Raw genomic sequence first — 21543 nt, 5'->3', positions numbered from 1 at the left:
CACCGGACGGTCAAGCGGGAACGGCTACGCTGGACGTCGTGCGGGGCAGGGTTGCGTCGCACGACACACACGAGCATCAATCGACGGAGAGTGGGCGATCGGCTGTGTCGAGCCATCTGACCGGAACTGACGAGACCGCGGGCGAATTCGGCGCGAACGAGTGGCTCGTGGACGAGCTCTACGAGCAGTTCCTCGCCGACAAGGACTCGGTCGACAAGTCGTGGTGGCCGGTCCTCGAGAGCTACCACCAGAGCGGGAAGGGCAGCGCCGCCGCTCCCGCCGGTGACGCCGCCGGCGCTGCCGCAGCGCAGCCGGCGACCGCAGCGGCACCGCCGGCTCCTGCCGCGCCGGCCCCCGCCGAGGGCAAGGGCGGGCAGATCCAGGCCCGCACCACGTCGAAGCAGCCGTCCCCGCAGCCGATCCCGGCCGAGGCGAACGACCAGACCGACGACCACGACGAGACCCACGAGGACGTGGCCACGCCGCTCCGGGGGATGGCGAAGACCCTGGCGTCGAACATGGACGCCTCGCTGACCGTCCCCACCGCGACCAGCGTGCGGACGATCCCGGCGAAGCTGATGATCGACAACCGCATCGTCATCAACAACCACCTCCGCCGTGCCCGCGGCGGCAAGATCTCGTTCACGCACCTCATCGGCTGGGCCATGGTGCAGGCGCTCAAGGACACCCCGAGCCAGAACGTGTTCTACGAGGACCGCGACGGCAAGCCCTTCGTGGTGCAGCCCGCGCACGTGGGCCTCGGCATCGCGATCGACGTCCCGAAGAAGGACGGCACCCGCTCCCTCCTCGTCCCGAGCATCAAGCGCGCCGAGTCGCTGACGTTCGGCCAGTTCCTCTCCGCGTACGAGGACCTGGTGAAGCGCGCCCGCGACAACAAGCTCACGCCGGCGGACTTCCAGGGCACGACGATCTCCCTGACGAACCCGGGCGGCATCGGCACCGTGCACTCGGTCCCCCGCCTGACGAAGGGCCAGGGGTCGATCATCGGCGCGGGCGCGCTCGAGTACCCGGCGCAGTTCCAGGGCTCGGCCGCCAAGACCCTCGTCGAGCTCGGCATCGGCAAGACCATCACGCTGACCAGCACCTACGACCACCGCGTCATCCAGGGTGCCGGGTCGGGCGAGTACCTCAAGCGGGTGCACGAGCGGCTCATCGGCGAGCACGGCTTCTACGAGGGCATCTTCTCCGCGCTCCGGATCCCGTACAAGCCGATCCAGTGGGCGAACGACATCAACGTCGACCTGGCGCACCGCGTCAACAAGACGGCCCGCGTGCAGGAGCTCATCAACAGCTTCCGGGTCCGCGGTCACCTGATGGCCGACATCGACCCGCTCGAGTACCGGCAGCGCACGCACCCCGACCTCGAGATCGAGAGCCACGGGCTGACGTTCTGGGACCTCGACCGCGAGTTCGTCACCGGTGGGCTCGCCGGCACCACGAACGCGCCGCTCCGCGACGTGCTCGGCGTGCTCCGGGACGCCTACTGCCGCACGGTCGGCATCGAGTACATGCACATCCAGGACCCGGAGCAGCGCCGCTGGATCCAGGCCCGCATCGAGGTCCCGTACAGCAAGCCCTCGAAGGAGGAGCAGCTCCGCGTCCTCGGCAAGCTCAACGAGGCCGAGGCCTTCGAGACCTTCCTGCAGACCAAGTACGTCGGCCAGAAGCGCTTCTCGCTCGAGGGCGGCGAGTCCACGATCGCCTTCCTCGACACCCTCATCCAGCACGCGGCGGTCGCCGGGCTCGACGAGGTCGCGATCGGCATGGCCCACCGCGGTCGCCTGAACGTCCTGACGAACATCGCGGGCAAGACCTACGGCCAGATCTTCCGTGAGTTCGAGGGCACCACGCTCCCGGGCTCCGTGCAGGGCCAGGGCTCCGGTGACGTGAAGTACCACGTCGGCACCGAGGGCGTCTTCCGAGCGTCGGACGGCACCACCATCCCCGTCACGATCGCGGCGAACCCGTCCCACCTCGAGGCCGTCGACGGCGTGCTCGAGGGCATCGTCCGCGCCAAGCAGGACCGCGGCCCCGCCGGGGTCTACGGCGTGCTCCCCGTGCTCGTCCACGGCGACGCGGCGATGGCGGGCCAGGGCGTGGTCGTCGAGACCCTGCAGATGTCCCAGCTCCGCGGCTACCGCACCGGCGGCACCGTGCACCTGGTGATCAACAACCAGGTCGGCTTCACCACGCCGCCGGACCAGGCGCGCACCTCGGTGTACTCCACCGACGTCGCCAAGACGATCCAGGCGCCGATCTTCCACGTGAACGGCGACGACCCCGAGTCCGTCGCGCGCGTCGCCGACCTGGCGTTCGCGTACCGCGAGGAGTTCCACCGCGACGTCGTCATCGACCTCGTCTGCTACCGCCGCCGCGGCCACAACGAGGGCGACGACCCCTCGATGACGCAGCCGCTCATGTACAACCTCATCGAGGCCAAGCGCTCGGTCCGCACGCTGTTCACCGAGGCCCTCGTCGGTCGCGGCGACATCACGCAAGAGGAGTACGACGAGGCCCACCGCGACTTCCAGGACCGCCTCGAGCGGGCCTTCGCGGAGACGCACGAAGCCCAGACCGGCACGATCCCCGTGATCGAGGTCGACGACGACGGCGCCGTGCAGGGACTCGAACGACCGGCAGCGCAGCGCGACGACTCCGAGCACGAGGCCCGCGACACCGCGATCTCCCAGGAGCTCGTCGAGCTCATCGGCGACGCGCACGGCAACCCGCCCGCCGGGTTCCAGGTCCACCCGAAGCTGCAGGCCCTGCTCACGAAGCGCACCGAGATGACCCGCAAGGGCGGTGTCGACTGGGCGATGGCCGAGCTGATGGCGATCGGCTCGCTGCTGACCGAGGGCAAGCCCGTCCGGCTCGCCGGGCAGGACGCCCGACGCGGCACCTTCGTGCAGCGGCAGGCGGTGTTCCACGACCGCGCCAACGGCCAGGAGTGGCTGCCGCTGTCGAACCTGACCGAGGACCAGGCCCGCTTCTACATCTACGACACGCTGCTCAGCGAGTACGCGGCAATGGCGTTCGAGTACGGCTACTCGGTGGAACGACCGGACGCCCTCGTGCTCTGGGAAGCGCAGTTCGGCGACTTCGCCAACGGCGCCCAGACGGTCATCGACGAGTTCATCTCCTCGGCTGAGCAGAAGTGGGGCCAGCGCTCCGGTCTGGTGCTCCTGCTGCCGCACGGCTACGAGGGCCAGGGACCCGACCACTCGTCGGCCCGCATCGAGCGCTACCTGCAGCTGTGCGCCCAGGACAACATGGTGGTGGCACGCCCGTCGACCCCGGCGTCGTACTTCCACCTGCTGCGTCGTCAGGCGTGGGAGCGCCCGCAGAAGCCGCTCGTGGTGTTCAGCCCGAAGGCGATGCTCCGACTCCGTCAGGCGACGAGCCCGGTGGACGCGTTCACGAGCGGCACCTTCGAGGAGGTCATCGACGACGCCACGATCACCGACCGTGGTGCCGTGCGCCGCGTCGTGCTGCACTCGGGCAAGGTGCACCACGACCTCCGTGCCGAAGCCGAGAAGCGTGGCATCACCGACGTCGCCCTCGTCCGGGTCGAGCAGCTCGCGCCGCTCCCCCTCGAGCGTCTGCTCGAGGTGCTGGCGGGCTACACGGACGCCGAGGTCGTGTGGGCACAGGAAGAGCCCGAGAACCAGGGTGCCTGGCCGTTCGTGTGCATGAACCTCTCGCCGCACCTCGACGGCCGCCCGCTGTCGGTCGCGTCCCGTCCGGCCAGTGCCGCACCGGCCACGGGGTCGTCGAAGCGTTCGTCGCAAGAGGCCTCCGACGTCATCACGAAGGCGCTCGGCTAGCCGACCGCGCCCCGCAACGGACAACGCGCCCCGATGTGTCGGGGCGCGTTGTCCGTTCCGGGGCGCGAAGCGCAAAGCGCGGGGCGCGGGGCGCGGGGCGCGGGGCGCGGGCGCGAAGCGTATCCGCGTCAGACGATGCGCGTGTACCGCACCCCGGAGTCGTGGTACCCGCGCTTCTGGTAGAACCGGTGCGCGCTGTCGGTGGCGGCGGCGCTGACGGCGGACAGCCGTCGAGCACCCTGCTCGGCGGCCCACGTCTCGAACGTGCCGATGAGCAGCGAACCCGTGCCGAGCCTCCTGGCTGACGGGTCGACCACCAGCAGGAGCAGCTGCGCCGTCGGCTCGTCCGAGGCGTACGCCCACGTGACCTGCGCTCCCGCGACGGCGACGGCCCGGCCGGCGTCGTCCCGGACGATCCACGTCCGGTGGCCGGCCTCGGGCGTGAGCCGCTCGAGGCGCTCCCGCATGCCCACGGGGTCGGCGTCGTGCCCGAGGAGGCGGACGAGGGTGGTGACGTCGTCGACGTCCGGGTCGGACCAGCTGGCGATCGACTCGACGGAGAGGCTCATGTCCGTGACCCTACCCGGGCCGCTGATCGTGTTGCGCCACGGGTTCCATCGCAACTGATATTCATATACGCTGCTGGTATGTCACCGACCGGATGACCCGACCGACAGGACAGCCATGCACATCACCTCCCGCCACGGCCGCACCGCCGCCTGGATCGCGCTCCCCCTCGCCGTCGTCGCCAGCGGCGCACTCATCGCCACCGCGTCGTACGCCGCGTTCTCCGCCGACACCGAGAACGCCGGCAACAGCTGGCGGACGGGCGCCGTCACCCTGACCGACGACGACCAGGACTCGGCCCTGTTCGACGTCGCGGACCTCGTCCCCGGTTCCAGCGGCTCCAACTGCATCACGGTGACCGCGAACACCACGAACCCGACGACCGTGAAGCTCTACACCGCTGCCCAGGCGGACGAGGACACCCTCGCGGAGTATCTGAACATGACGGTGGAGCGCGGGTCACTCGGCACCCCCGGGGACTGCGGCTCGTTCACCGCGGCGTCCACGGTGCACGACGGCACCCTCGCCGGGCTGATGGCGCTCGACTCCTTCGGCGAGGGACTCGACGACTGGGCACCGGCCGTCGGCACCGCGAGCACCACGTACCGGTTCGTCTACGACCTCGACGCGGACACCCCGAACACCGCGCAGTCCTCCGACGCCGGCACGACGTTCGTGTGGGAAGCCCAGACGGCCTCCTGACCCGCCGGCACGTCCACGACCGACCCGTCCACGACCGACACCGAGCACGAGGAGCAGCCGATGCCGACCACCATCACCACCTGGCACCGCCGGTGCGTCGGTGACGTCCCGCGGCTGCTCCTCGCGATCGCGGCGAGGACCGTGCTGTGGTCGGCCCTCCTCCTCGCGCTCTGGTCGACGCTGCCCGCCTTCCTCGGCTGGCACGTGACGACGGTGGTCTCGGGCTCGATGGCCCCGGCGATCCGGACGGGTGACGTCGTCGCGGCGATGCCCACCGGTCCGGACGCCGTCACACCGGGCCGTGTCCTGCTCGTCGAGGACCCCGACCACGACGACCGGCTCCGGCTGCACCGACTGCGCCGCGTCGAACCGGACGGGTCGCTCCGACTCCGCGGCGACGCCAACCCGGCCGTCGACCGGACGGCGGTGGCACCCGACGCGGTGCTCGGCATCGGTGTCCTGCGGTTCCCGGGCGTCGGACTGCCGCGCGTCTGGGTGCAGGAGGGCGCCTGGACGCACCTGCTCGCAGCCGCGTCGGCGACGGCGGCCCTGCTGCTGCTCGCGCGGCTCGACCGGCCGGTCCTCGCGGGTGACCCCTGCCGGCGGTGCGGTGCCCCGCGCTGGGACCTCCACACGCCGCACCTGCGTCCCGGTGCAGTGGGAGCCACGACCGGTTCCGCGGCGGTCCCCCTCGTCGCGGGCACCCTGGTGGTGCTGATCGGCCTCAGCACGGCGTTCTCCGGCGCGACGTTCTCGGGCGTCACGTCGACCAGGGCCGCGCTCGGCTCGAGCGAGTTCGGGTGCTTCCACCACGACCCGGCCGACGCGGTCCTCGCGTGGGACTTCGCGGAGAAGAACGGCACGCGGGTCGCCGACGTCAGCGGTCACGGTGCGGGCGGCTTCTTCGCCAACCCCGGTGCGTCGCGGATCGACGGGGACTGCGCGGCGAACCCGTCCGTCCACCTCACGGCCGACGGCGCCGAGGGCTACGTGGTCACGGACACGGCGATCGCCGCCCCGAACGTGTTCACGATCTCGGCCTGGTTCCGCACCGACGTCGCCGGGGGGCGGGTGTTCGGGTTCGGGTCCGACCAGAACCCGTCCTCGACCTACCGGGACCGACACCTGTTCGTCGACACCGACGGACGACTGCGCTTCGGGACCGAGGAGTCGGGGTCGCAGTTCAAGTTCATGGTCGCCACACCGACCCGGGTGGACGACGGGCAGTGGCACCACGCCGTCGCGACCTTCACGCCGGGGTCGATGGTGCTGTACCTCGACGGCGAGCGTCAGGGCAGCCGCACAGACGCCAGGAGCCTGCGCCAGTACGACGGGTTCTGGCGCGTCGGGCGCCAGTCGCTCAGCGGGTGGGCTGGGAGCGGTGCCTGGGCGTTCCTCGGAGACGTCGACACCGTCCGTGTCCACGACCGGGTGCTCGACCCGGCGACGGTGGCCGCCGAGTACGCAGCCGGCCGCTGAGCGAACCCGCTGGACGTCAGTGCGTCGACTGCTCCTCACGGATGCGCGTCAGGATCTCGGACCGGAGCTGCTCCGGCGCGGTCTCCCGGCAAGCACGCTTGACGGTCTCCATCAGGACCACGCCGACACGGTGCTCGGTCTGGCAGTCCACGCAGTCGTCCATGTGCTCGCGGATGTCCGCGGCGTCCTCGTGCCGCAGCTCGTCGTGCAGGAACTCCTCGAGCTCCGCCTTGGCCTTGGAGCAGTCGCAGCCGCTCATCGCTCACCCTCTCGGTTCGTGCGGCTCGACGCCGCAGCAGTTCCTCGGCCTCGTCCGCGCATCGTCGCCGTCGACGCTGCATCCGGAACGACACCGGTCTCACGGGCATGGTCCGCCAGCAGCCCCCGGAGGAGTCGGCGTCCACGGTGGAGGCGGCTCATGACCGTCCCCACGGGGGTCTTCATGATGTCGGCGATCTCCTGGTAGGAGAAGCCCTCGACGTCAGCGAAGTAGACGGCCATCCGGAAGTCCTCGGGGATGGCCTGCAGGGCGTCCTTCACCGCGGAGGACGGCAGGTGGTCGATCGCGTCTGCCTCGGCGGACCGGGCGGAGACCGACTGGGTGACGCTCTCCGCGCCGCCGAGCTGCCAGTCCTCGAGCTCGTCGATGGTGCCCTGGTACGGGTTCCGCTGGTTCTTGCGGTATGTGTTGATGAACGTGTTCGTCAGTATCCGGTAGAGCCAGGCCTTCAGGTTCGTGCCCTGCTTGAACTGGCGGAACGCGGCGAACGCCTTGACGAAGGTCTCCTGCACCAGGTCCGACGCGTCGGCCGGGTTCCGGGTCATGCGCATCGCAGCGCCGTACAGCTGGTCCATGAACGGGAGCGCCTGGTCCTCGAAGAGGCGACGCAGTTCGGGGCTCGACACGGTCTTCGCGTCGACGACCTCGGCTTCGTCCTCCACAGCGTCGAGCTGGGCCTCGGTCTCCTCGACCAGGTCGTTCGGTGTCGCCTGCGGCTCGTCGGTCGTCATCGCCCGCCAGTCTAGGGCGAGCGTCGTCGACACGTCGGGCAGGCGCGTCCGCGTGGGTGCGAGTGCTGTCGCCACGGGTCCTCCACATCGTTTCAGTAGTCTTGTGAACCGATGGCAGACACGACGCATTCCCAGAGCCAGACCCCCAGCGGAGCGGGTCAGGCCCCGTGGGTCGCGCCCGTCGCGAGCGGACCCCTGCACGGTGACGTCTCGCTGCCCGGGTCGAAGTCGCTGACGAACCGTGAGCTCGTCCTCGCGGCCCTGGCCGACGGCCCGTCCACGATCCACCTGCCGCTGCACTCGCGCGACTCCGCCCTGATGGTCGAGGGGCTCCGCGCGCTCGGCGTGGGGATCGAGGAACTGCCGGGCACGAACCCCTACGGCCCCGACCTCCGGGTCACGCCGGCGCCGATGACCGGGGACGTCCGCGTCGACTGCGGGCTCGCCGGCACCGTGATGCGCTTCCTGCCCCCGGTCGCCGCCCTCGCCGTCGGCCCGGTCGTCTTCGACGGTGACGAGGCCGCCCGCCGCCGCCCGATGCGCCCCGTCATCGACGCCCTGGTGCAGCTCGGCGTGGACGTCACCGACGACGGCGACGGCTCGCTGCCCTTCGCGTTCACCGGCACCGGGTCGGTGCGCGGCGGTCCGCTGTCGATCGACGCCTCGGCCTCGTCCCAGTTCGTCTCCGGCCTGCTGCTCTCGGCGCCCCGCTTCGACGAGGGCCTGCACCTCCGCCACGACGGCGAGCGCCTGCCGAGCCTCCCCCACATCGAGATGACCGTCGCCGCGCTCCGTGCCCGCGGGGTCCGCGTCGACGAACCGGCGGTGGGTGAATGGGTCGTGCACCCGGGGCCGATCGCCGCGGTCGACGTCACCATCGAACCCGACCTGTCGAACGCCGCGCCCTTCGCCGTGGCCGCACTGGTCGCGGGCGGGACCGTCCGCATCCGCACCTGGCCCACCGCGACGACGCAGGTCGGCGCGGACCTCGAGACGCTCCTGCCCCTGTGGGGCGCGACCGTGGACCGTGACGGTGACGACCTGGTGTTCGGTGGCGGCGTCGGGATTCGCGGAGGAGCCTCCGTCCCGGGTCTCGACCTGGACCTGAGCCGCGGCGGCGAGCTGGCACCGGCACTCGTCGCGCTGGCGGCGCTGGCCGCCGGACCGACGACCATCACCGGGATCGGCCACCTGCGGGGGCACGAGACGGACCGCCTGGCGGCGCTGGCTGCGGACGTGAACCGGACGGGAGGCTCCGTGCACGAACTCGACGACGGCCTGCGGATCGAACCGGCGCGGCTCCACGGCGGTGGCTGGGCCGCGTACGAGGACCACCGGATGGCGACCGCCGGCGCGATCGTCGGGCTGGTGACGCCGGGCATCGCGGTGGACGACATCGGGACGACGGCGAAGACGCTGCCGCAGTTCCCGGAGCTGTGGGCTGAACTGGTGGCGTCGGCGTCGGCGTCGGCGTCGGCGTCGGCGTCGCCGTCGTCGCCGTCGTCATCGTCGCCGTCGTCGTCGTCGCCGGAGGTGTCCCGATGAGCTGGTGGGACGACGCCGGGTCGGACGGCGACGAGGACGAGCCGTACGGCCAGTACGACGAGTCGAGCGTGCGGGTGCGCCCGAACCCGAAGGGCAACCGGCCGAGAACGAAGACGCGGCCCGCGTACGAGGACGCGCCGAGCGGCTGGGTGACGAACGTCGACCGCGGACGGTTCGGGGTGCTCGTGACCGACGAGGACGGCGAACACGTCATCACGGCGACGAAGGCCCGCGAACTCGGGCGCAAGTCCGTCGTCACCGGTGACCACGTGTCGCTCACCGGGGACGTCTCCGGCGACGAGGGCTCCCTGGCACGCATCGTGCGGGTCGCCGAGCGGACGACGCTGCTGCGCCGCAGTGCCGACGACTCGGACGAGGTCGAGCGCGTCATCGTGGCGAACGCCGACCAGATGCTCATCGTCGTCGCGGCGGCGGACCCCGAGCCCCGCACCCGGCTCATCGACCGGTACCTCGTGGCGGCGTTCGACGCGGGCCTCGACCCGATCCTGTGCATCACGAAGACCGACCTCGCCGACCCGACGGCGTTCCTGGCGCACTTCGCGTGCCTGGACCTGCGGATCGTGACGAGCCGTGCCGACGACTTCCCGCTCGAGGACCTGCACGAGCTGCTCGACGGCAAGGTCACCGTGACCGTGGGGCACTCCGGCGTCGGCAAGTCCACGCTCGTGAACGCCCTGACCGGGTCCACGCGGGCGATCGGCGTCGTGAACTCCGTCACCGGGCGCGGGCGGCACACGTCGTCCTCCTCGGTCGCGCTGCGCGTGCACGACGGCGGCTGGATCATCGACACGCCGGGTGTGCGGTCGTTCGGCCTCGGGCACGTGCAGCCCGAGAACGTCTTCCGGGCCTTCGCCTCCCACGCGATCCCGGTGCTGCCCCCGCGGGACGACATCCCGCTGCCGCAGGCCCACGACTGGGAGATCGTCGACCGGGTCGCCGCCGGGGAGCTCGGGCCGACGGGGATCGAGCGGCTCGACTCCTTCCGTGCGCTGCTGACGGGCATGGGCGCGCACGACCCCGGTTCCGACTAGCGGGCGCCGGGCGCCGAGGCTGACCGTGCGCCTCGCTCCCCCGTGACCGGTCACGACACCACGCTCACGTCCGCCGAGCGGCCACGAACCGTCGTCCGGCCGTGCCGGCGCCGACGACTCGTGGCCACTCGGCGTCGCGCCGGCGGGGTGTCGTGACCGCTCAGCGCGACGCTGCCCCGGCGCAGGGCACTGCCCCCGTCGACAACGGGCCGCAGCGGGCGTAGCATCGGCACACGTGTCTGAAGTTGCAAAGTACAACTACGCGAAGAGCCTCCATGCCGCACCCCGGCCTCCCCACCGCGCGCCGGGGGTGCTGCGCCCCGCCGGCCTCGCCCGGACGCTGCTGACCTTCGCGACGCACATCCTGGTGCCGCTGTTCCTCGCAGCGGGCATGGGCCTGGCCTACCTGGGGGCCTTCCACGCCCCGTCACCGCGAGACCTCCCCGTCGGCATCGTCGGGCAGGGTCCCACCACGCAGGTGTTCGCGCAGACGGTCACCGACCAGTCGGACGGCGCCCTCGTGGCCCACGTCGTGCCCACGACGACGAGCGCCGAGCGCCAGGTGCGCGACCGCGACCTCGCGGCCGTGTACGCCGCGACCACGACGGGTGCCACCCTGTACGTGAGCACCGCCGCGTCCGAGACGACCGCCACCGCGGCGCAGAAGGTGTTCCTGCCGATCGCGTACGACCAGCACCTCCCCCTCCGCGTGGTCGACGTCGTGCCGACCGGTGACCAGGACACCACCGGGCAGGGCCTGTTCTTCCTGCTCGTGGCGCTGAGCGTCGGCGGGTACGCCTCGGCCATCGCGGTCGCGGCCTTCGCCACGCGGCTCGGTGCAGTGTGGACGGCGGTGGTCGGGCTCGCCACCGCCGGGGTGGTCGCGGGCATCGGCACCGTCGTCGCCGGTCCGGTCTACGGCGTCGTCACGACCCACACGTGGCAGGTGTTCCTGTTCGCGTGGATGTACGACGCGGTCATCATCGGCCTGGGGATCGGGCTGCACCCGCTGCTCGGGCGGTGGACGACCCCGGTGCTGACGATGTTGTTCGTGATGCTCAACTTCACGTCCTCCGGCGGGATCTTCCAGCCGGCGTTCCAGCCCGGGTTCTTCGCCGCGCTCAACACGTTCTGGAGCGGCGCCGCCTGGTTGCAGGCCGCGCAGGACCTGCAGTACTTCCCCGGTGCGTCCCTCGGTCGGAGCAGCCTGGTGCTGGCGCTCTGGCTCGCCGCGGCCGTGCTGCTCTGCGTCGTCGTGCACGGTCTCGTCGCCCGACGCAGCCGCATCGCCCGCGAGCGCGAGGTCAGCCGGCTCGAGGAGGAAGAGGTCGTCGCGGCCTAGCCCCACTACGCTCGTCCCGTGGACCTCAGCGCCGACCTCGACTTCGCCCGTTCCCTCGCGGACACCGCGGACGCGATCAGCCTCGAGCGCTTCCAGGCCGCCGACCTGCACGTGTCGAAGAAGGCCGACAGCACCCACGTCACCGACGCCGACCAGGCGGTCGAACGGGCACTGCGCGAGCGGATCGCCGCCGAGCGCCCCGACGACGCCTTCCTCGGCGAGGAGACCACCGCGGACACCGGTGCCGACGCCCTCAGCGAGGGACACCGCCAGTGGGTGGTCGACCCGATCGACGGCACAGCGAACTACCTCCGCGGCGTCCCGGTCTGGGCCACCCTCATCGCGCTCGCCGTCGACGGCCGACCGGTCCTCGGCGTGGTCAGCGCCCCGGCCCTCGGCAAGCGCTGGTGGGCAGCCGAGGGGCTCGGTGCGCACGCGTTCGACGGCCCCCTGCACGTCTCGGGCGTCGCAGACCTCGCAGACGCCAGCCTCAGCTACAACAGCATCCAGCAGTGGGACGAGGACGACCGCCTCGAGTCCCTCGTCACCCTGTCCCGCGCGGTGTGGCGGACACGGGCCTACGGCGACATGTGGTCGTACATGATGGTCGCCGAGGGCATCCTCGACGTCGCCGGCGAACCGGACCTCAAGCCGTGGGACATGGCGGCGCTCGTGCCCATCGTCGAAGAGGCGGGCGGGCGGTTCACCTCGCTCGACGGCGATCCCGGCCCCTGGCACGGCAGCGCGCTCGCCACGAACGGCCTGGTGCACGACGCCGTGGTCGAGATCATCCGCCGCTGAGCCGAACTGGTCCGCCGCCAGGGGGACAGACCTGTCCCCCGTTCTGACCCCTGGAACGCTCCACGTGCCCCCCACGAGGGGGGCCGCACCCCCCGTACTGGGGTGATCGTTCGTCACATCGGACTGCGCGCATCGGCTGTCACGTCGGATGACTGAGATAGGTTCGTGGACAGACGGCAGGCAGTTCGACGCCTCGGGATCCCTAGTCCCGGAGCAGACAGCAGCCCGTCGTGTTCGTCAGATACCCAACCCGAAGGGTGAGAAGACGATGAATTCATCGTTCCCGAGCGAGATCGAGTGCACCCTCACTCGACCGCATGCCAACCACGATCTGCCCGGCGCCACCCTGATGGCCGCCACACGTCTGAGCTCCGTCGGGGTCACCACCCCCGTCCTGGCTCGGTCCGCCTCCGTGCGCTCTGACCGCTGGTCCGCCTCTGGTACCGGAGGCCGGTGAGTCCTGATGGAACTCACCGGTCGACGTACTGAGGTCGACCGGATCGCAGCCCTCGCAGTCCTCCCCCGGGAGTCTGCGATGGTCGTGGTCGGCGACCCTGGCTCCGGACGCAGCAGCGTCCTCGACGCGGTCTCGCACCGTGTCTCCATCCCCGTCGTCCGACTGGGCGTCAACGGAAGCGAAGCCCGTTGGCCCATGTCGGGAGTGACCTCCCTGTTCACCGCCCTCGACGACCCCAGAGCCTCGGCGCACATCGCGCGCCTGGTCCGGAACGTCGACGAGGGCCTGGCCGCAGCACACGACTTCCTGGATGCCGTGCACGCGCTGACGCTCCCGCCGACGCTCGTGCTCATCGACGACCTGGACCGCATGGACGCCGAGAGCCAGGAGCTCATCGCGTTCCTCGCGGGACGGCTCGCCGGCACGGCACTCCGCCTCGTGGCGACCGTCCGCCGTGTGCCGTCGAACGGTCCGCTCACGTCCCTCCCCACGCTGCGGCTCGAACCGCTGGCGCAGGACGAGGCACTGGTGCTGGCCCGTGAGATGGCCCCGGAAGAAGCGAACGACGGCGTCCTCGCCGTCCTCGCCCACGAGACCGGCGGCAACCCCGGCGCCCTCCGCGAGCAGATCGGCGCACTCCGCCGTGAACAGCTCGTCGGCACCGAGCCGCTCGTGCTCCCGCTCCGCCCCACCCCGACGACCGCCGCAGCCGCGGCACTCGTGCTCGAAGCCGCTGCAGGACGCGATCTGGACGTCCTGGCGCGGTTGGCACTCGTGCCCACGGCTCGGCTCGCCGGCTGGGACCGGGACGCCGTCGACGACCTCGTCGGCGCCGGCCTGGCCACGCTCCGCGGGCAGTCCATCGCCGTCCGTGACCCGCTCGTCCGCTCCGCGCTGTACTGGAGCATGCCCGCGAAGGACCGCCGCGAGGCGCACACCGAGCTGGCAGCGGACGCCGCGGCGCACGACGACCGGTCGGCCGTTTGGCACAGCAGCTTCGTCGAGCACACGCCCGACGCCGTCGCACTGCTGACCGCCGCGAAGTCGTACGCGGCCGAGAGCGACTCGCACGCCGCCGTCGCCCTGACCGAACGTGCCCTGCACGTCGGGACGGGCTCGGAGGTCGAGCACGCCGCACTGCTGTCCGTCACCGAGGTCCTCCTCGGACACCGGCTGCTCAGCTACGCGGCGCGGTACCTCGCGGCGATCAAGCCGTTCGCGGAACTCCGCGACGAGGTCCGCCGTCTCCGCCTGCAGTACTCGGTGCAGTACCTCAGCGGCGACGCGGTCCATGCGGACGAGCTGATGGTGCCCGTCCGCTCGGACGACGCCGAGGAGTCCGACGCCCTCGCCGGCCTGCTGGCGATGGTCGCGTCCTTCCGCGCCGAGGCGTGGGAGCTCGACCAGGCCCGGGACCTGCTGCACCGTGCCGAGCTCTTCGAGGACCGTGCCTCCCAGCACACCGCGGAGATCCTCGCCACGGCGCGACAGCTCGTGGCCGCCGTCGACGGCACCCTGCCGCCGGACGCCGAGCTGCACGAGGGCCTCGCGGCCCAGAAGCTGCTCGCGATGTCCGACCCGGCACTGCTGCTGCTCTCGCACGCACTGAGCCTCGCCGAGCGCTACCGCAGCGCCCGACGCGTGTTCGCCCTCGTGCTCGCCCGTGCCAACGACACCGCTCCGGTGTGGCTCGAGGCGGCGCGGTACCTGTCCGCCGAGAACGAGGTGCGCTCCGGGAACTTCCGGCAGGCGCTCCGCGCGATCGACGTGTGGGAGTCCGGCTCCGCGGTCGTCGAACGACTCCGCGAGCCGTCCCGGGCGATCGCCATCGCCTGGCGGCACTTCGCGGAGGGCCGCTCGGCCGACGCGCTCGACGTCATCGACCACTGCCTGCGCCAGCGCACGACGAGCCGGCTGTGGGGTGCGACGGCGAAGCTGTACGCCCTGCGCGGCCGTGTGCTGCTGCTCGACGGCCGGCTCGAGGAGGCGGCGTCCTCCCTCGAGGCCGCCGACGCCATCGGTCGCTCGCTGCGCAACCCGGCGGTGCTCCGGCACCTCGGGGACCTGGTCGAGGCCTACGCCCGGCTCGACCGGATCGACGACGCGCGGAACATCACCGCGCGCCTCGCCGCCGACCACCACGCCCGGCCGTCCCGCTGGGGCGCCCTGGTGCTGGCACGGAGCGTCGCGCTCATCGCCGACGAGGGGACCAAGGACGCGTCCAAGCGACGTGCCCTCGAGGTCTTCCAGCCAGCGGACTCGCAGTTCGAGCGTGCCCGCACGTTCGCGGCCCTCGCCGCGGTCGGCACCCCCGCCGACCGCGCCCGCCTGGGTGCTGCGGCTGCGGCTGCGTACGAGGCCGCGGGTCTCCGACGTCCGCTCGTGACGCCGGCCCCGACGGTCGCGATGCCCACCCTCGGTGGCGTCGTCGGCTCCGGTCCGTTCTCCGGTGCGGTGCGCTCCGGTGTGCTCCTCTCCGCGACCACCCCGGGCACGCCCGGGACGCCGCGGAGCGCGCCGGACGCGTCGGCGGTGCTCACGTCGCTGACCGCGGAGGAGCGTGCCGTGGTGCAGAAGGTGACGGAGGGGTACCGCAACCGCGAGATCGCCTCGTCGCTGTACATGTCCCAGCGCACGGTCGAGCTGCGTCTGACGCAGATCTACCGCAAGGTCGGGGCGCGGTCGCGCTCCCACCTGGTCGCGCTGCTCACGTGACCTGATCCCGACCGTCCACACACGGGAGGCCCGGTGCCAGCTGGCACCGGGCCTCCCGTCTGTCCGCTGGTCGCGGACGCACCGTTCGGTCCACCGGTTGCGTGACTCCGCATCCGGACCCGCACTCTCGCACCTGGCGCGCGGGGAACCGCAACAGTCGTGGTCGAACGTTGTCCGGTGACTCCCCCGCCGGTGATGCTGTCACTGCACCGACCGCCGCGCCTCCCCAGGAGGCCGGCCACGGTACCCCGATCGGTACCCGAAGCGTCGACCCATGGACGCCGTCGTCCGTCCTCGCCTGATCCGAGGACGGGCGGCGGTCCGGGTCGACACACCCCGATCGCGCGGCCGACCCGAGCGGCGGTCGGTGCCGACCCGCTCCCTCCACCCCCTCCCACCCGAAGGGATCCACGATGTGCGGCATCATCGCGGCCCGCGTCTCCGACGACGCAACCCCGTACCTGCTCGACGGCCTCGAACGACTCGAGTACCGCGGCTACGACTCCGCCGGCATCGCGGTGCGGACGGCCTCCGGCGGGACCGAGACCATCCGGTCCGTCTCCCGCGTCGGTGACCTCCGCACGCTCGTCGCCGCCCGTTCCGGCGACGCCCTGACCGGCACCGGCATCGGCCACACGCGCTGGGCCACCCACGGCGGCGTGTGCGAGGCGAACGCCCACCCGCACCAGGACTGCTCCGGCCGCATCAGCGTCGTGCACAACGGGATCATCGAGAACGCCGAGCGCCTCCGCACGATGCTCGAGGCCCAGGGCCACGTCTTCCGGTCCGAGGTCGACTCCGAGGTCATCAGCCACCTCGTCGAGCGTGCCCTGGCGGTCGACCACGACCTGATGCTCGCCGTGCAGATCGCCGCCGCGCAGCTCGAGGGGTCGTGGGCCATCGTCGTCCTCGACTCCCGCACCGGCCGCATGGTCGTCGCCGCCGAGCGTTCCCCGCTCGTCGTCGCCCGCGCCCCCCGCGGGGACTTCGTCGCCAGCGACATCGGCGCGATCGCCGAGTGGTGCGAGACCTTCGTGGCGCTCCGCGACGGGGACGTCGTCGAGCTCGGCGAGTCCTGGTCCTGGTCCTCCGACGGCGTCTCGGTCGCCGTGCCCTTCCCGACCCCCTCGCCGTTCGCGGCCGCCGCGCTCGACCTCGGCGACCACCCGGACCACATGGCGAAGGAGATCGAGGAGCAGCCGGAGGTCGTGGCAGGCATCGTCGAGCGCATCGCTTCCCGCGCCGCCGACGGCAGCATGTGGGTCGGCCTCGGGCTCCCCGGGTTCCACCGGCTCGCGATCGTCGCCTGCGGCACCTCGCTGAACGCCGGACAGGTCATCGCCACCGCGCTGCGCGGCATCGGCGGCGTCCCCACCGACATCGTCGTCGCCAGCGAGGCGGACCAGGTCGTCCTCAGCCCGGGCACCCTCGTCGTCGCGATCAGCCAGTCCGGCGAGACCGCGGACGTGCTGCGGGCCCTCGACCGGTTCGAGGACCGCTTCCCCGTGCTCGCCCTGACGAACAACGTGCACTCCTCGCTCGCCCGTCGTGCCAGCGCCGTGCTGGACTGCCACGCCGGACCGGAGATCGGGGTGGCCGCGACGAAGACGTTCACCGCCCAGGTCGTCGTCGGCGTCGCCGCGATGATCTCCGCCCTCGTCGCGTCGGGCCGCATCGAGCCGATGCACGCCGCCACCCTCGTGGCCTCGCTCCGCGAGCTCCCCGCACGCCTCGCCACGGCCGGACAGGTCGCCGCCGACCGCATCCCGCTGCTCGTGTCGAGCGTGAAGGACGCCACGGGCTTCCTGTTCCTCGGTCGGGGTGTGGGCCTGCCCTACGCCGCCGAGGGCGCGCTCAAGCTCAAGGAGCTCAGCTACCGCTGGGCCGAGGCGTACCCCTCCGGCGAGCTGAAGCACGGACCGCTGGCCCTGGTCGACGAGGGCACCCCCGTCGTCGTCATCGACCACGGTGAGCACCGCCTGCAGGCCGCGATCTCCGAGGTCCGTGCCCGTGGCGGCTTCGTCATCACCATCGGAGGGCCTGGCTCGGACATCCCCGCGCTCGGCGAGACCGGGCCATGGGGTCCGCTCGAGGCCGTCGTGCCCCTCCAGATGCTCGCCCGCGAACTCGCGTTGCAGCTCGGCTGCGACGTCGACAAGCCGAGGAACCTCGCCAAGTCGGTGACGGTCGAATAGCCAGGGAGACCCGCATGAACCGCTTGACGATGTTCCTCGTCATCCTCACCTCGGTGGCCGTCCCCGCGACGCTGCTCGCCGTCGTGCTGCTCCCCTCGGTGCACTCCTAGGCCGATCTGCCAGGGTGGCGGACGATGTCCTCCGCCTCCCTGGTCCCCGTCGCGATCCTCGTCGGCGCCGTGCTCCCGTTCGTCCCCGTCGTCGGGCGGGTGGCACGGATCGCCGCGACGATCGCGCACGAGGTCGGCCACTGCGTCGTCGTGGTGCCCTTCGGCGGACGGATCCGCCGCATCGACCTGCGCCCGGACGGCTCCGGCGAGGCCTGGGTCCAGCTCGGCGGTGTCCCCGGCAGCATCCGGTGGCTCGTCCGCGTGCTCAACCTGTACGCCGGCTACAGCGCACCGCTCTGGGCCGGCACGCTGCTCGTGACCGGGGTGCTGCACGGGTCCAGGTGGCTCCCCGTCGTGGTGCTCGGGGTCATCGGCCTCGTCGCCCTGGTCTTCGTCCGGAACTGGTTCGGGCTGCTCGTCGTCGTCGGCTTCGACGCGCTCGCGCTCTGGGTGGCGCTCCGGCCGTCGGAAGCCACGGTGCTCGTCGTCGCGGGCGTCGGCGCCCTGTTCGTCGTGGACGGGCTGCGGTCGGTCGTGCAGGTCGCCCGGTGGCTCGGGACCGGGGCTCGCGTGCAGACGGACTTCCACATCGCCGCCGCCGAGATGCGGCTGCCCGCCGCGGTGTGGTTCGTCCTGTTCGTGCTCGTCAACGGCGTCGCGGTGTGGCTCGCCCGCGACCCGCTGCTCGCCGTGTGGGACACGGTCGCGACGGGCGTCCGCAGCCTGGTGTGACGCAGGCGTGCGTCCGCGAGCAGCGCGCAGACCCTGCCACGATGGACCCCATGCACGCGCCCGACGCCCTCACGGAACTCCGCACCGCTCCGCCCGGCGCCGACCGCGACGCGTTCACCGCCTTCGTCACGTCCCACGGCGACGCCGCACTGTGGCGCGAGGGTGGCTCCGAGCACCTCACCGCGTCCTGCTTCGTGCTGTCGCCCGACCTGTCCCACGTCCTGCTCTGCCTGCACCGCAAGGGCCGGTTCTGGGTGCAGTTCGGCGGACACCTCGAGCACGGTGACGTGTCGCTCGCCGACGCCGCTCGTCGCGAGGCCCGCGAGGAGTCCGGTGTCCCCGACCTCGACCTGGCGACGCCGCGGATCGTCGACCTCGACCGACACGACCTGCACGGGGGCTTCGCCTGCGCCGCGCACTGGGACGTCGGCTTCGTCGCGATCGCCCGGCCCGACGTCGCCACGAGCGTGAGCGACGAGAGCGACGACGTCGGCTGGTTCCCCGTCGACGCCCTGCCCGCGTCGCTGCCCCCGGGCTTCGCCGACCGCCTCGCCGGTGTCCTCGTGGCGTTCCGCGCTCGCATCTGAAGCCGCGTCCTGCCTTCCTTCCTGACACGGCCAGGTCCTGACCGGCGGAAGCACCGCTTCGTCCCGGGACGTGACGGATCCGGTCCGCGACCTCCGAGGATCCCCGACCGGATCCGTCATTGCCGGAAACGGACGTCGTCGTCAGTGTCGGCGTCGGCCATGAAGCAGGACCGCGACACGCAGATGCACCTCGACACCGACGGCAAGCGCCGCGACCGTCAGGCCTTCGTCGACGACGCCCGCCCGCCCGCAGTGGGGCGTCGACACGATGCGGGACGACTTCGTGGGCACGACGCTCATCCCCGGCGTCGTCGATCAGTCCGCGGGCTGACCGCCGCTCTGCACGAGCACCTGCGCCATCGACCGCGGCGCGAACCGCTCGGCGAAGTCCCGCTCGTTCGGCACCCACACGTCGTGCCACAGCCGCTCGTGGGACCGCCCGAGCGCCCGGTCGCGGGCCAGTCCCCGGGCGACGGCGGTGTCGAGGTCGACGTCGCACCACACCGTCAGGTCGAGGTCGTCGAGCACCTCGGGGTGGAACAACCCGATCAGGTCGACCACCAGCACGCGCCCCACCGGCACCGGTTCCGGTTCGCCGAGGGCCCGCGTGGACCAGTCGAACCGCTGGAAGATGCCACCGGTGCCGGAACGGAAGGGCCGGAGGACGGTGTCGCGGAGCCGGACCCGCTCGACGCCGTCCCAGTCGGACGACCGGTGGTGGGACCGCGCCGGGTCGAGGAAGTCGTCGCCGCGCATCCGGACGCTCCCCGGGACGGCGTCGACGAGGGCACGGGCGAGCGTCGACTTGCCGGACCCGCAGAACCCGGAGACCCCGACAACGACAGGCCGCTCGGCGTCCTGCGCCATCGACTCGATCCTGCTGACGAGCGCGGAGTCCGGGATCACGCGGGCAATCGTACGGCGGCGTGACGTAACCGGACGCCGCATTGGGCTGTCCACGGAGCGCGGCCTGCGAGAGTACGGACACCACGTCCCGGAGGTGCCCATGTCCAACGACGACCACGGTTTCGCGACCGAGCAGGTCCACGGCGGGTTCGTGCCCGACGCCGGCCACGGCGCCCGGGTTCCCGCGATCCAGATGTCCTCGGGCTTCCTCTTCGACGACTTCGACCAGGCCCGCGACCGCTTCGCCGGCACCGACGACGGCTACACGTACACGCGCCTCGGCAACCCCACGAACGCCGACGTCGAACGCCGGGTGGCCCTGCTCGAACGCGGCGCGGAGGCGATCCTCGTCAGCAGCGGTCAGGCTGCGGCGACCGTGGCGTTCCTCGGGCTGCTGCAGGCGGGCGACCACGTGGTCAGCGCCAGGAGCATCTACGAGGGCACCCGCGGGCTCCTGACCCAGAACCTCGGGCGGCTCGGCATCGAGGTGGACTTCGTCGGCGACGCCCGGGACCTCGACGCGTGGGCCGCCGCCGTCCGGCGGAACACGAAGGCGTTCTTCGCGGAGACCATCCCGAACCCGAAGAACGACGTGCTCGACATCGCCGGGGTCGCCGACACCGCGCACCGGGCGGGCGTCCCCCTCGTCGTCGACAACACCCTGGCGACGCCGTACCTCGTGCGTCCGGTGGAGCACGGCGCGGACATCGTCGTGCACTCGGCGTCGAAGTTCCTCAGCGGACACGGCTCGGGCCTCGGCGGCGTGGTCGTCGACGGCGGCACGTTCGACTGGTCCGCCTCCCCGGAACGCTGGACGCACCTGACGAGCCCGGAGCGGTCCCTCGGCGGCCAGAGCTACGTCGAGCGGTACGGCACCCGCGCCTGGGTCGTCTATGCGCGCGACGTCATCAGCTCCCGGATCGGCCCGACGCCCTCGCCGTTCAACGCCTTCCTGCTCCGCCAGGGCATCGAGACCCTGAGCCTGCGGATCGAGCGCCACAGCGCGAACGCGCTCGCGATCGCGGAGTGGCTGGACCAGCAGCCGGAGGTGACGAGCGTCGACCACGCGGGTCTGGCCTCCAGTCCGTACCACGACCTTGCGGAGCGGTACCTGCCCCGGGGAGCCGGCTCCGTGTTCGCCTTCACGCTCGCCGGCGGCGAGCCGGCCGCGCGCGCGTTCATCGACGCGGTGCAGCTGTTCAGCCGGATGACCCACCTGGGTGACGTGCGGTCGCTGATCCTGCACCCGGCCACGACGACACACGCCGGGCGGACGCCCGAGGAGCGTGCCGAACAGGGCATCGGCGACGGCCTGGTCCGACTGTCCGTCGGCATCGAGGACGTCGCGGACCTGCTCCGCGACCTGGAGCGCGGGCTCGCCGCGGTGCGCGGTGGCAGCAGGGACGGCCAGGAGGCCCGGACCGCGCCCGCCACGGAGCTCGCCGTCCTGGGACACACCGTCCCGGCACAGCACGTGATCGCCGAGGAGATCTGACG

17 protein-coding genes are annotated in these 21543 nt (G+C 72.0%); 12 read left to right on the top strand and 5 right to left on the bottom strand.

All coding sequences use genetic code 11. The features are described 5' to 3' along the window. Positions 1-104: 104 nt before the first annotated feature. On the top strand, positions 105-3845 hold the full coding sequence (locus tag ITJ68_RS05565) for a multifunctional oxoglutarate decarboxylase/oxoglutarate dehydrogenase thiamine pyrophosphate-binding subunit/dihydrolipoyllysine-residue succinyltransferase subunit (RefSeq protein WP_194660322.1): 3741 nt from the start codon (positions 105-107) through the stop codon (positions 3843-3845). A 128-nt stretch (positions 3846-3973) separates the two neighbouring features. Here the strand turns inward: ITJ68_RS05565 and ITJ68_RS05560 are convergent, their stop codons facing one another. Then, positions 3974-4414: a GNAT family N-acetyltransferase gene (locus ITJ68_RS05560; RefSeq protein ID WP_194660321.1), complete on the bottom strand. Its 441-nt coding sequence runs from the start codon at positions 4412-4414 to the stop codon at positions 3974-3976. A 115-nt stretch (positions 4415-4529) separates the two neighbouring features. Between ITJ68_RS05560 and ITJ68_RS05555 the strand changes: the two genes are divergently transcribed. Both ITJ68_RS05555 and ITJ68_RS05550 read left to right on the top strand, forming a co-directional pair. Then, positions 4530-5114, top strand: coding sequence for a hypothetical protein (locus ITJ68_RS05555; RefSeq protein ID WP_194660320.1), 585 nt, complete (start codon positions 4530-4532; stop codon positions 5112-5114). A gap of 60 nt (positions 5115-5174) precedes the next feature. Continuing rightward, positions 5175-6593, top strand: coding sequence for a LamG-like jellyroll fold domain-containing protein (locus ITJ68_RS05550; protein ID WP_194660319.1), 1419 nt, complete (start codon positions 5175-5177; stop codon positions 6591-6593). A 16-nt stretch (positions 6594-6609) separates the two neighbouring features. Here the strand turns inward: ITJ68_RS05550 and ITJ68_RS05545 are convergent, their stop codons facing one another. Together ITJ68_RS05545 and ITJ68_RS05540 are read right to left on the bottom strand one after the other, a co-directional pair. Then, positions 6610-6852: an alpha-ketoglutarate decarboxylase gene (locus ITJ68_RS05545; RefSeq protein ID WP_194660318.1), complete on the bottom strand. Its 243-nt coding sequence runs from the start codon at positions 6850-6852 to the stop codon at positions 6610-6612. Continuing rightward, the gene (locus ITJ68_RS05540; protein WP_194660317.1) at positions 6849-7604 is read right to left on the bottom strand and encodes a sigma-70 family RNA polymerase sigma factor; all 756 of its coding nucleotides are present in this window, start codon (positions 7602-7604) and stop codon (positions 6849-6851) included. Before ITJ68_RS05540 ends, ITJ68_RS05545 begins: the two co-directional genes overlap by 4 nt. A 111-nt stretch (positions 7605-7715) precedes the next feature. Here ITJ68_RS05540 and aroA point away from each other — a divergent pair, with 111 nt between their 5' ends. The 8 genes from aroA (at position 7716) to ITJ68_RS05500 (ending at position 19140) form a co-directional block, all read left to right on the top strand. Beyond that, positions 7716-9149: a 3-phosphoshikimate 1-carboxyvinyltransferase gene (gene aroA / locus ITJ68_RS05535; protein ID WP_194660316.1), complete on the top strand. Its 1434-nt coding sequence runs from the start codon at positions 7716-7718 to the stop codon at positions 9147-9149. Beyond that, positions 9146-10201, top strand: a complete 1056-nt coding sequence (rsgA, locus tag ITJ68_RS05530) for a ribosome small subunit-dependent GTPase A (RefSeq protein ID WP_194660315.1) — start codon at positions 9146-9148, stop codon at positions 10199-10201. Before aroA ends, rsgA begins: the two co-directional genes overlap by 4 nt. Positions 10202-10436: 235 nt before the next feature. After that, positions 10437-11543 (top strand): hypothetical protein, encoded by a 1107-nt coding sequence (locus ITJ68_RS05525; protein WP_194660314.1) that lies wholly within the window; start codon positions 10437-10439, stop codon positions 11541-11543. A gap of 18 nt (positions 11544-11561) precedes the next feature. Next, positions 11562-12344, top strand: coding sequence for an inositol monophosphatase family protein (locus tag ITJ68_RS05520; RefSeq protein WP_194660313.1), 783 nt, complete (start codon positions 11562-11564; stop codon positions 12342-12344). Positions 12345-12807: 463 nt separating this feature from the next. Beyond that, positions 12808-15516 carry a helix-turn-helix transcriptional regulator gene (locus ITJ68_RS05515; RefSeq protein ID WP_194660312.1) on the top strand — a complete coding sequence of 903 codons (2709 nt, stop codon included), beginning with the start codon at positions 12808-12810 and terminating at the stop codon, positions 15514-15516. 413 nt (positions 15517-15929) lie between these two features. After that, positions 15930-17711, top strand: coding sequence for a glutamine--fructose-6-phosphate transaminase (isomerizing) (gene glmS / locus ITJ68_RS05510; protein ID WP_194660311.1), 1782 nt, complete (start codon positions 15930-15932; stop codon positions 17709-17711). A 134-nt stretch (positions 17712-17845) separates the two neighbouring features. Further along, positions 17846-18553: a M50 family metallopeptidase gene (locus ITJ68_RS05505; RefSeq protein WP_194660310.1), complete on the top strand. Its 708-nt coding sequence runs from the start codon at positions 17846-17848 to the stop codon at positions 18551-18553. A 41-nt stretch (positions 18554-18594) separates the two neighbouring features. Continuing rightward, the gene (locus tag ITJ68_RS05500) at positions 18595-19140 is read left to right on the top strand and encodes an NUDIX hydrolase (protein ID WP_228504819.1); all 546 of its coding nucleotides are present in this window, start codon (positions 18595-18597) and stop codon (positions 19138-19140) included. A 141-nt stretch (positions 19141-19281) separates the two neighbouring features. On the opposite strand, the gene ITJ68_RS05495 is transcribed toward ITJ68_RS05500, so the two are convergent. After that, positions 19282-19440: a hypothetical protein gene (locus ITJ68_RS05495; protein ID WP_194660309.1), complete on the bottom strand. Its 159-nt coding sequence runs from the start codon at positions 19438-19440 to the stop codon at positions 19282-19284. Positions 19441-19455: 15 nt separating this feature from the next. Then, positions 19456-20046, bottom strand: coding sequence for a phosphoglycerate transporter (locus ITJ68_RS05490; protein ID WP_323743230.1), 591 nt, complete (start codon positions 20044-20046; stop codon positions 19456-19458). A gap of 100 nt (positions 20047-20146) precedes the next feature. Here ITJ68_RS05490 and ITJ68_RS05485 point away from each other — a divergent pair, with 100 nt between their 5' ends. Then, positions 20147-21541, top strand: a complete 1395-nt coding sequence (locus ITJ68_RS05485; protein WP_228504817.1) for an O-acetylhomoserine aminocarboxypropyltransferase/cysteine synthase family protein — start codon at positions 20147-20149, stop codon at positions 21539-21541. Positions 21542-21543 lie beyond the last annotated feature (2 nt).

This window comes from Curtobacterium sp. VKM Ac-1395, from assembly GCF_015350975.1.
Classification (GTDB): Bacteria; Actinomycetota; Actinomycetes; order Actinomycetales; family Microbacteriaceae; genus Curtobacterium.
The sequence above is the reverse complement of the archived record's forward strand: the minus strand, read 5'-3'. Positions and strand labels throughout refer to the sequence as shown.

Excerpts from the sequence above, each read along its gene's own strand:
- ITJ68_RS05560 (WP_194660321.1), bottom strand. The coding sequence starts at position 4,414 with ATGAGCCTCTCCGTCGAGTCGATCGCCAGCTGGTCCGACCCGGACGTC.
- ITJ68_RS05555 (WP_194660320.1), top strand. The coding sequence starts at position 4,530 with ATGCACATCACCTCCCGCCACGGCCGCACCGCCGCCTGGATCGCGCTC.
- ITJ68_RS05550 (WP_194660319.1), top strand. The coding sequence starts at position 5,175 with ATGCCGACCACCATCACCACCTGGCACCGCCGGTGCGTCGGTGACGTC.
- ITJ68_RS05545 (WP_194660318.1), bottom strand. The coding sequence starts at position 6,852 with ATGAGCGGCTGCGACTGCTCCAAGGCCAAGGCGGAGCTCGAGGAGTTC.
- ITJ68_RS05540 (WP_194660317.1), bottom strand. The coding sequence starts at position 7,604 with ATGACGACCGACGAGCCGCAGGCGACACCGAACGACCTGGTCGAGGAG.
- aroA (WP_194660316.1), top strand. The coding sequence starts at position 7,716 with ATGGCAGACACGACGCATTCCCAGAGCCAGACCCCCAGCGGAGCGGGT.
- rsgA (WP_194660315.1), top strand. The coding sequence starts at position 9,146 with ATGAGCTGGTGGGACGACGCCGGGTCGGACGGCGACGAGGACGAGCCG.
- ITJ68_RS05515 (WP_194660312.1), top strand. The coding sequence starts at position 12,808 with ATGGAACTCACCGGTCGACGTACTGAGGTCGACCGGATCGCAGCCCTC.
- glmS (WP_194660311.1), top strand. The coding sequence starts at position 15,930 with ATGTGCGGCATCATCGCGGCCCGCGTCTCCGACGACGCAACCCCGTAC.
- ITJ68_RS05505 (WP_194660310.1), top strand. The coding sequence starts at position 17,846 with ATGTCCTCCGCCTCCCTGGTCCCCGTCGCGATCCTCGTCGGCGCCGTG.
- ITJ68_RS05500 (WP_228504819.1), top strand. The coding sequence starts at position 18,595 with ATGGACCCCATGCACGCGCCCGACGCCCTCACGGAACTCCGCACCGCT.
- ITJ68_RS05495 (WP_194660309.1), bottom strand. The coding sequence starts at position 19,440 with ATGAGCGTCGTGCCCACGAAGTCGTCCCGCATCGTGTCGACGCCCCAC.
- ITJ68_RS05485 (WP_228504817.1), top strand. The coding sequence starts at position 20,147 with ATGTCCAACGACGACCACGGTTTCGCGACCGAGCAGGTCCACGGCGGG.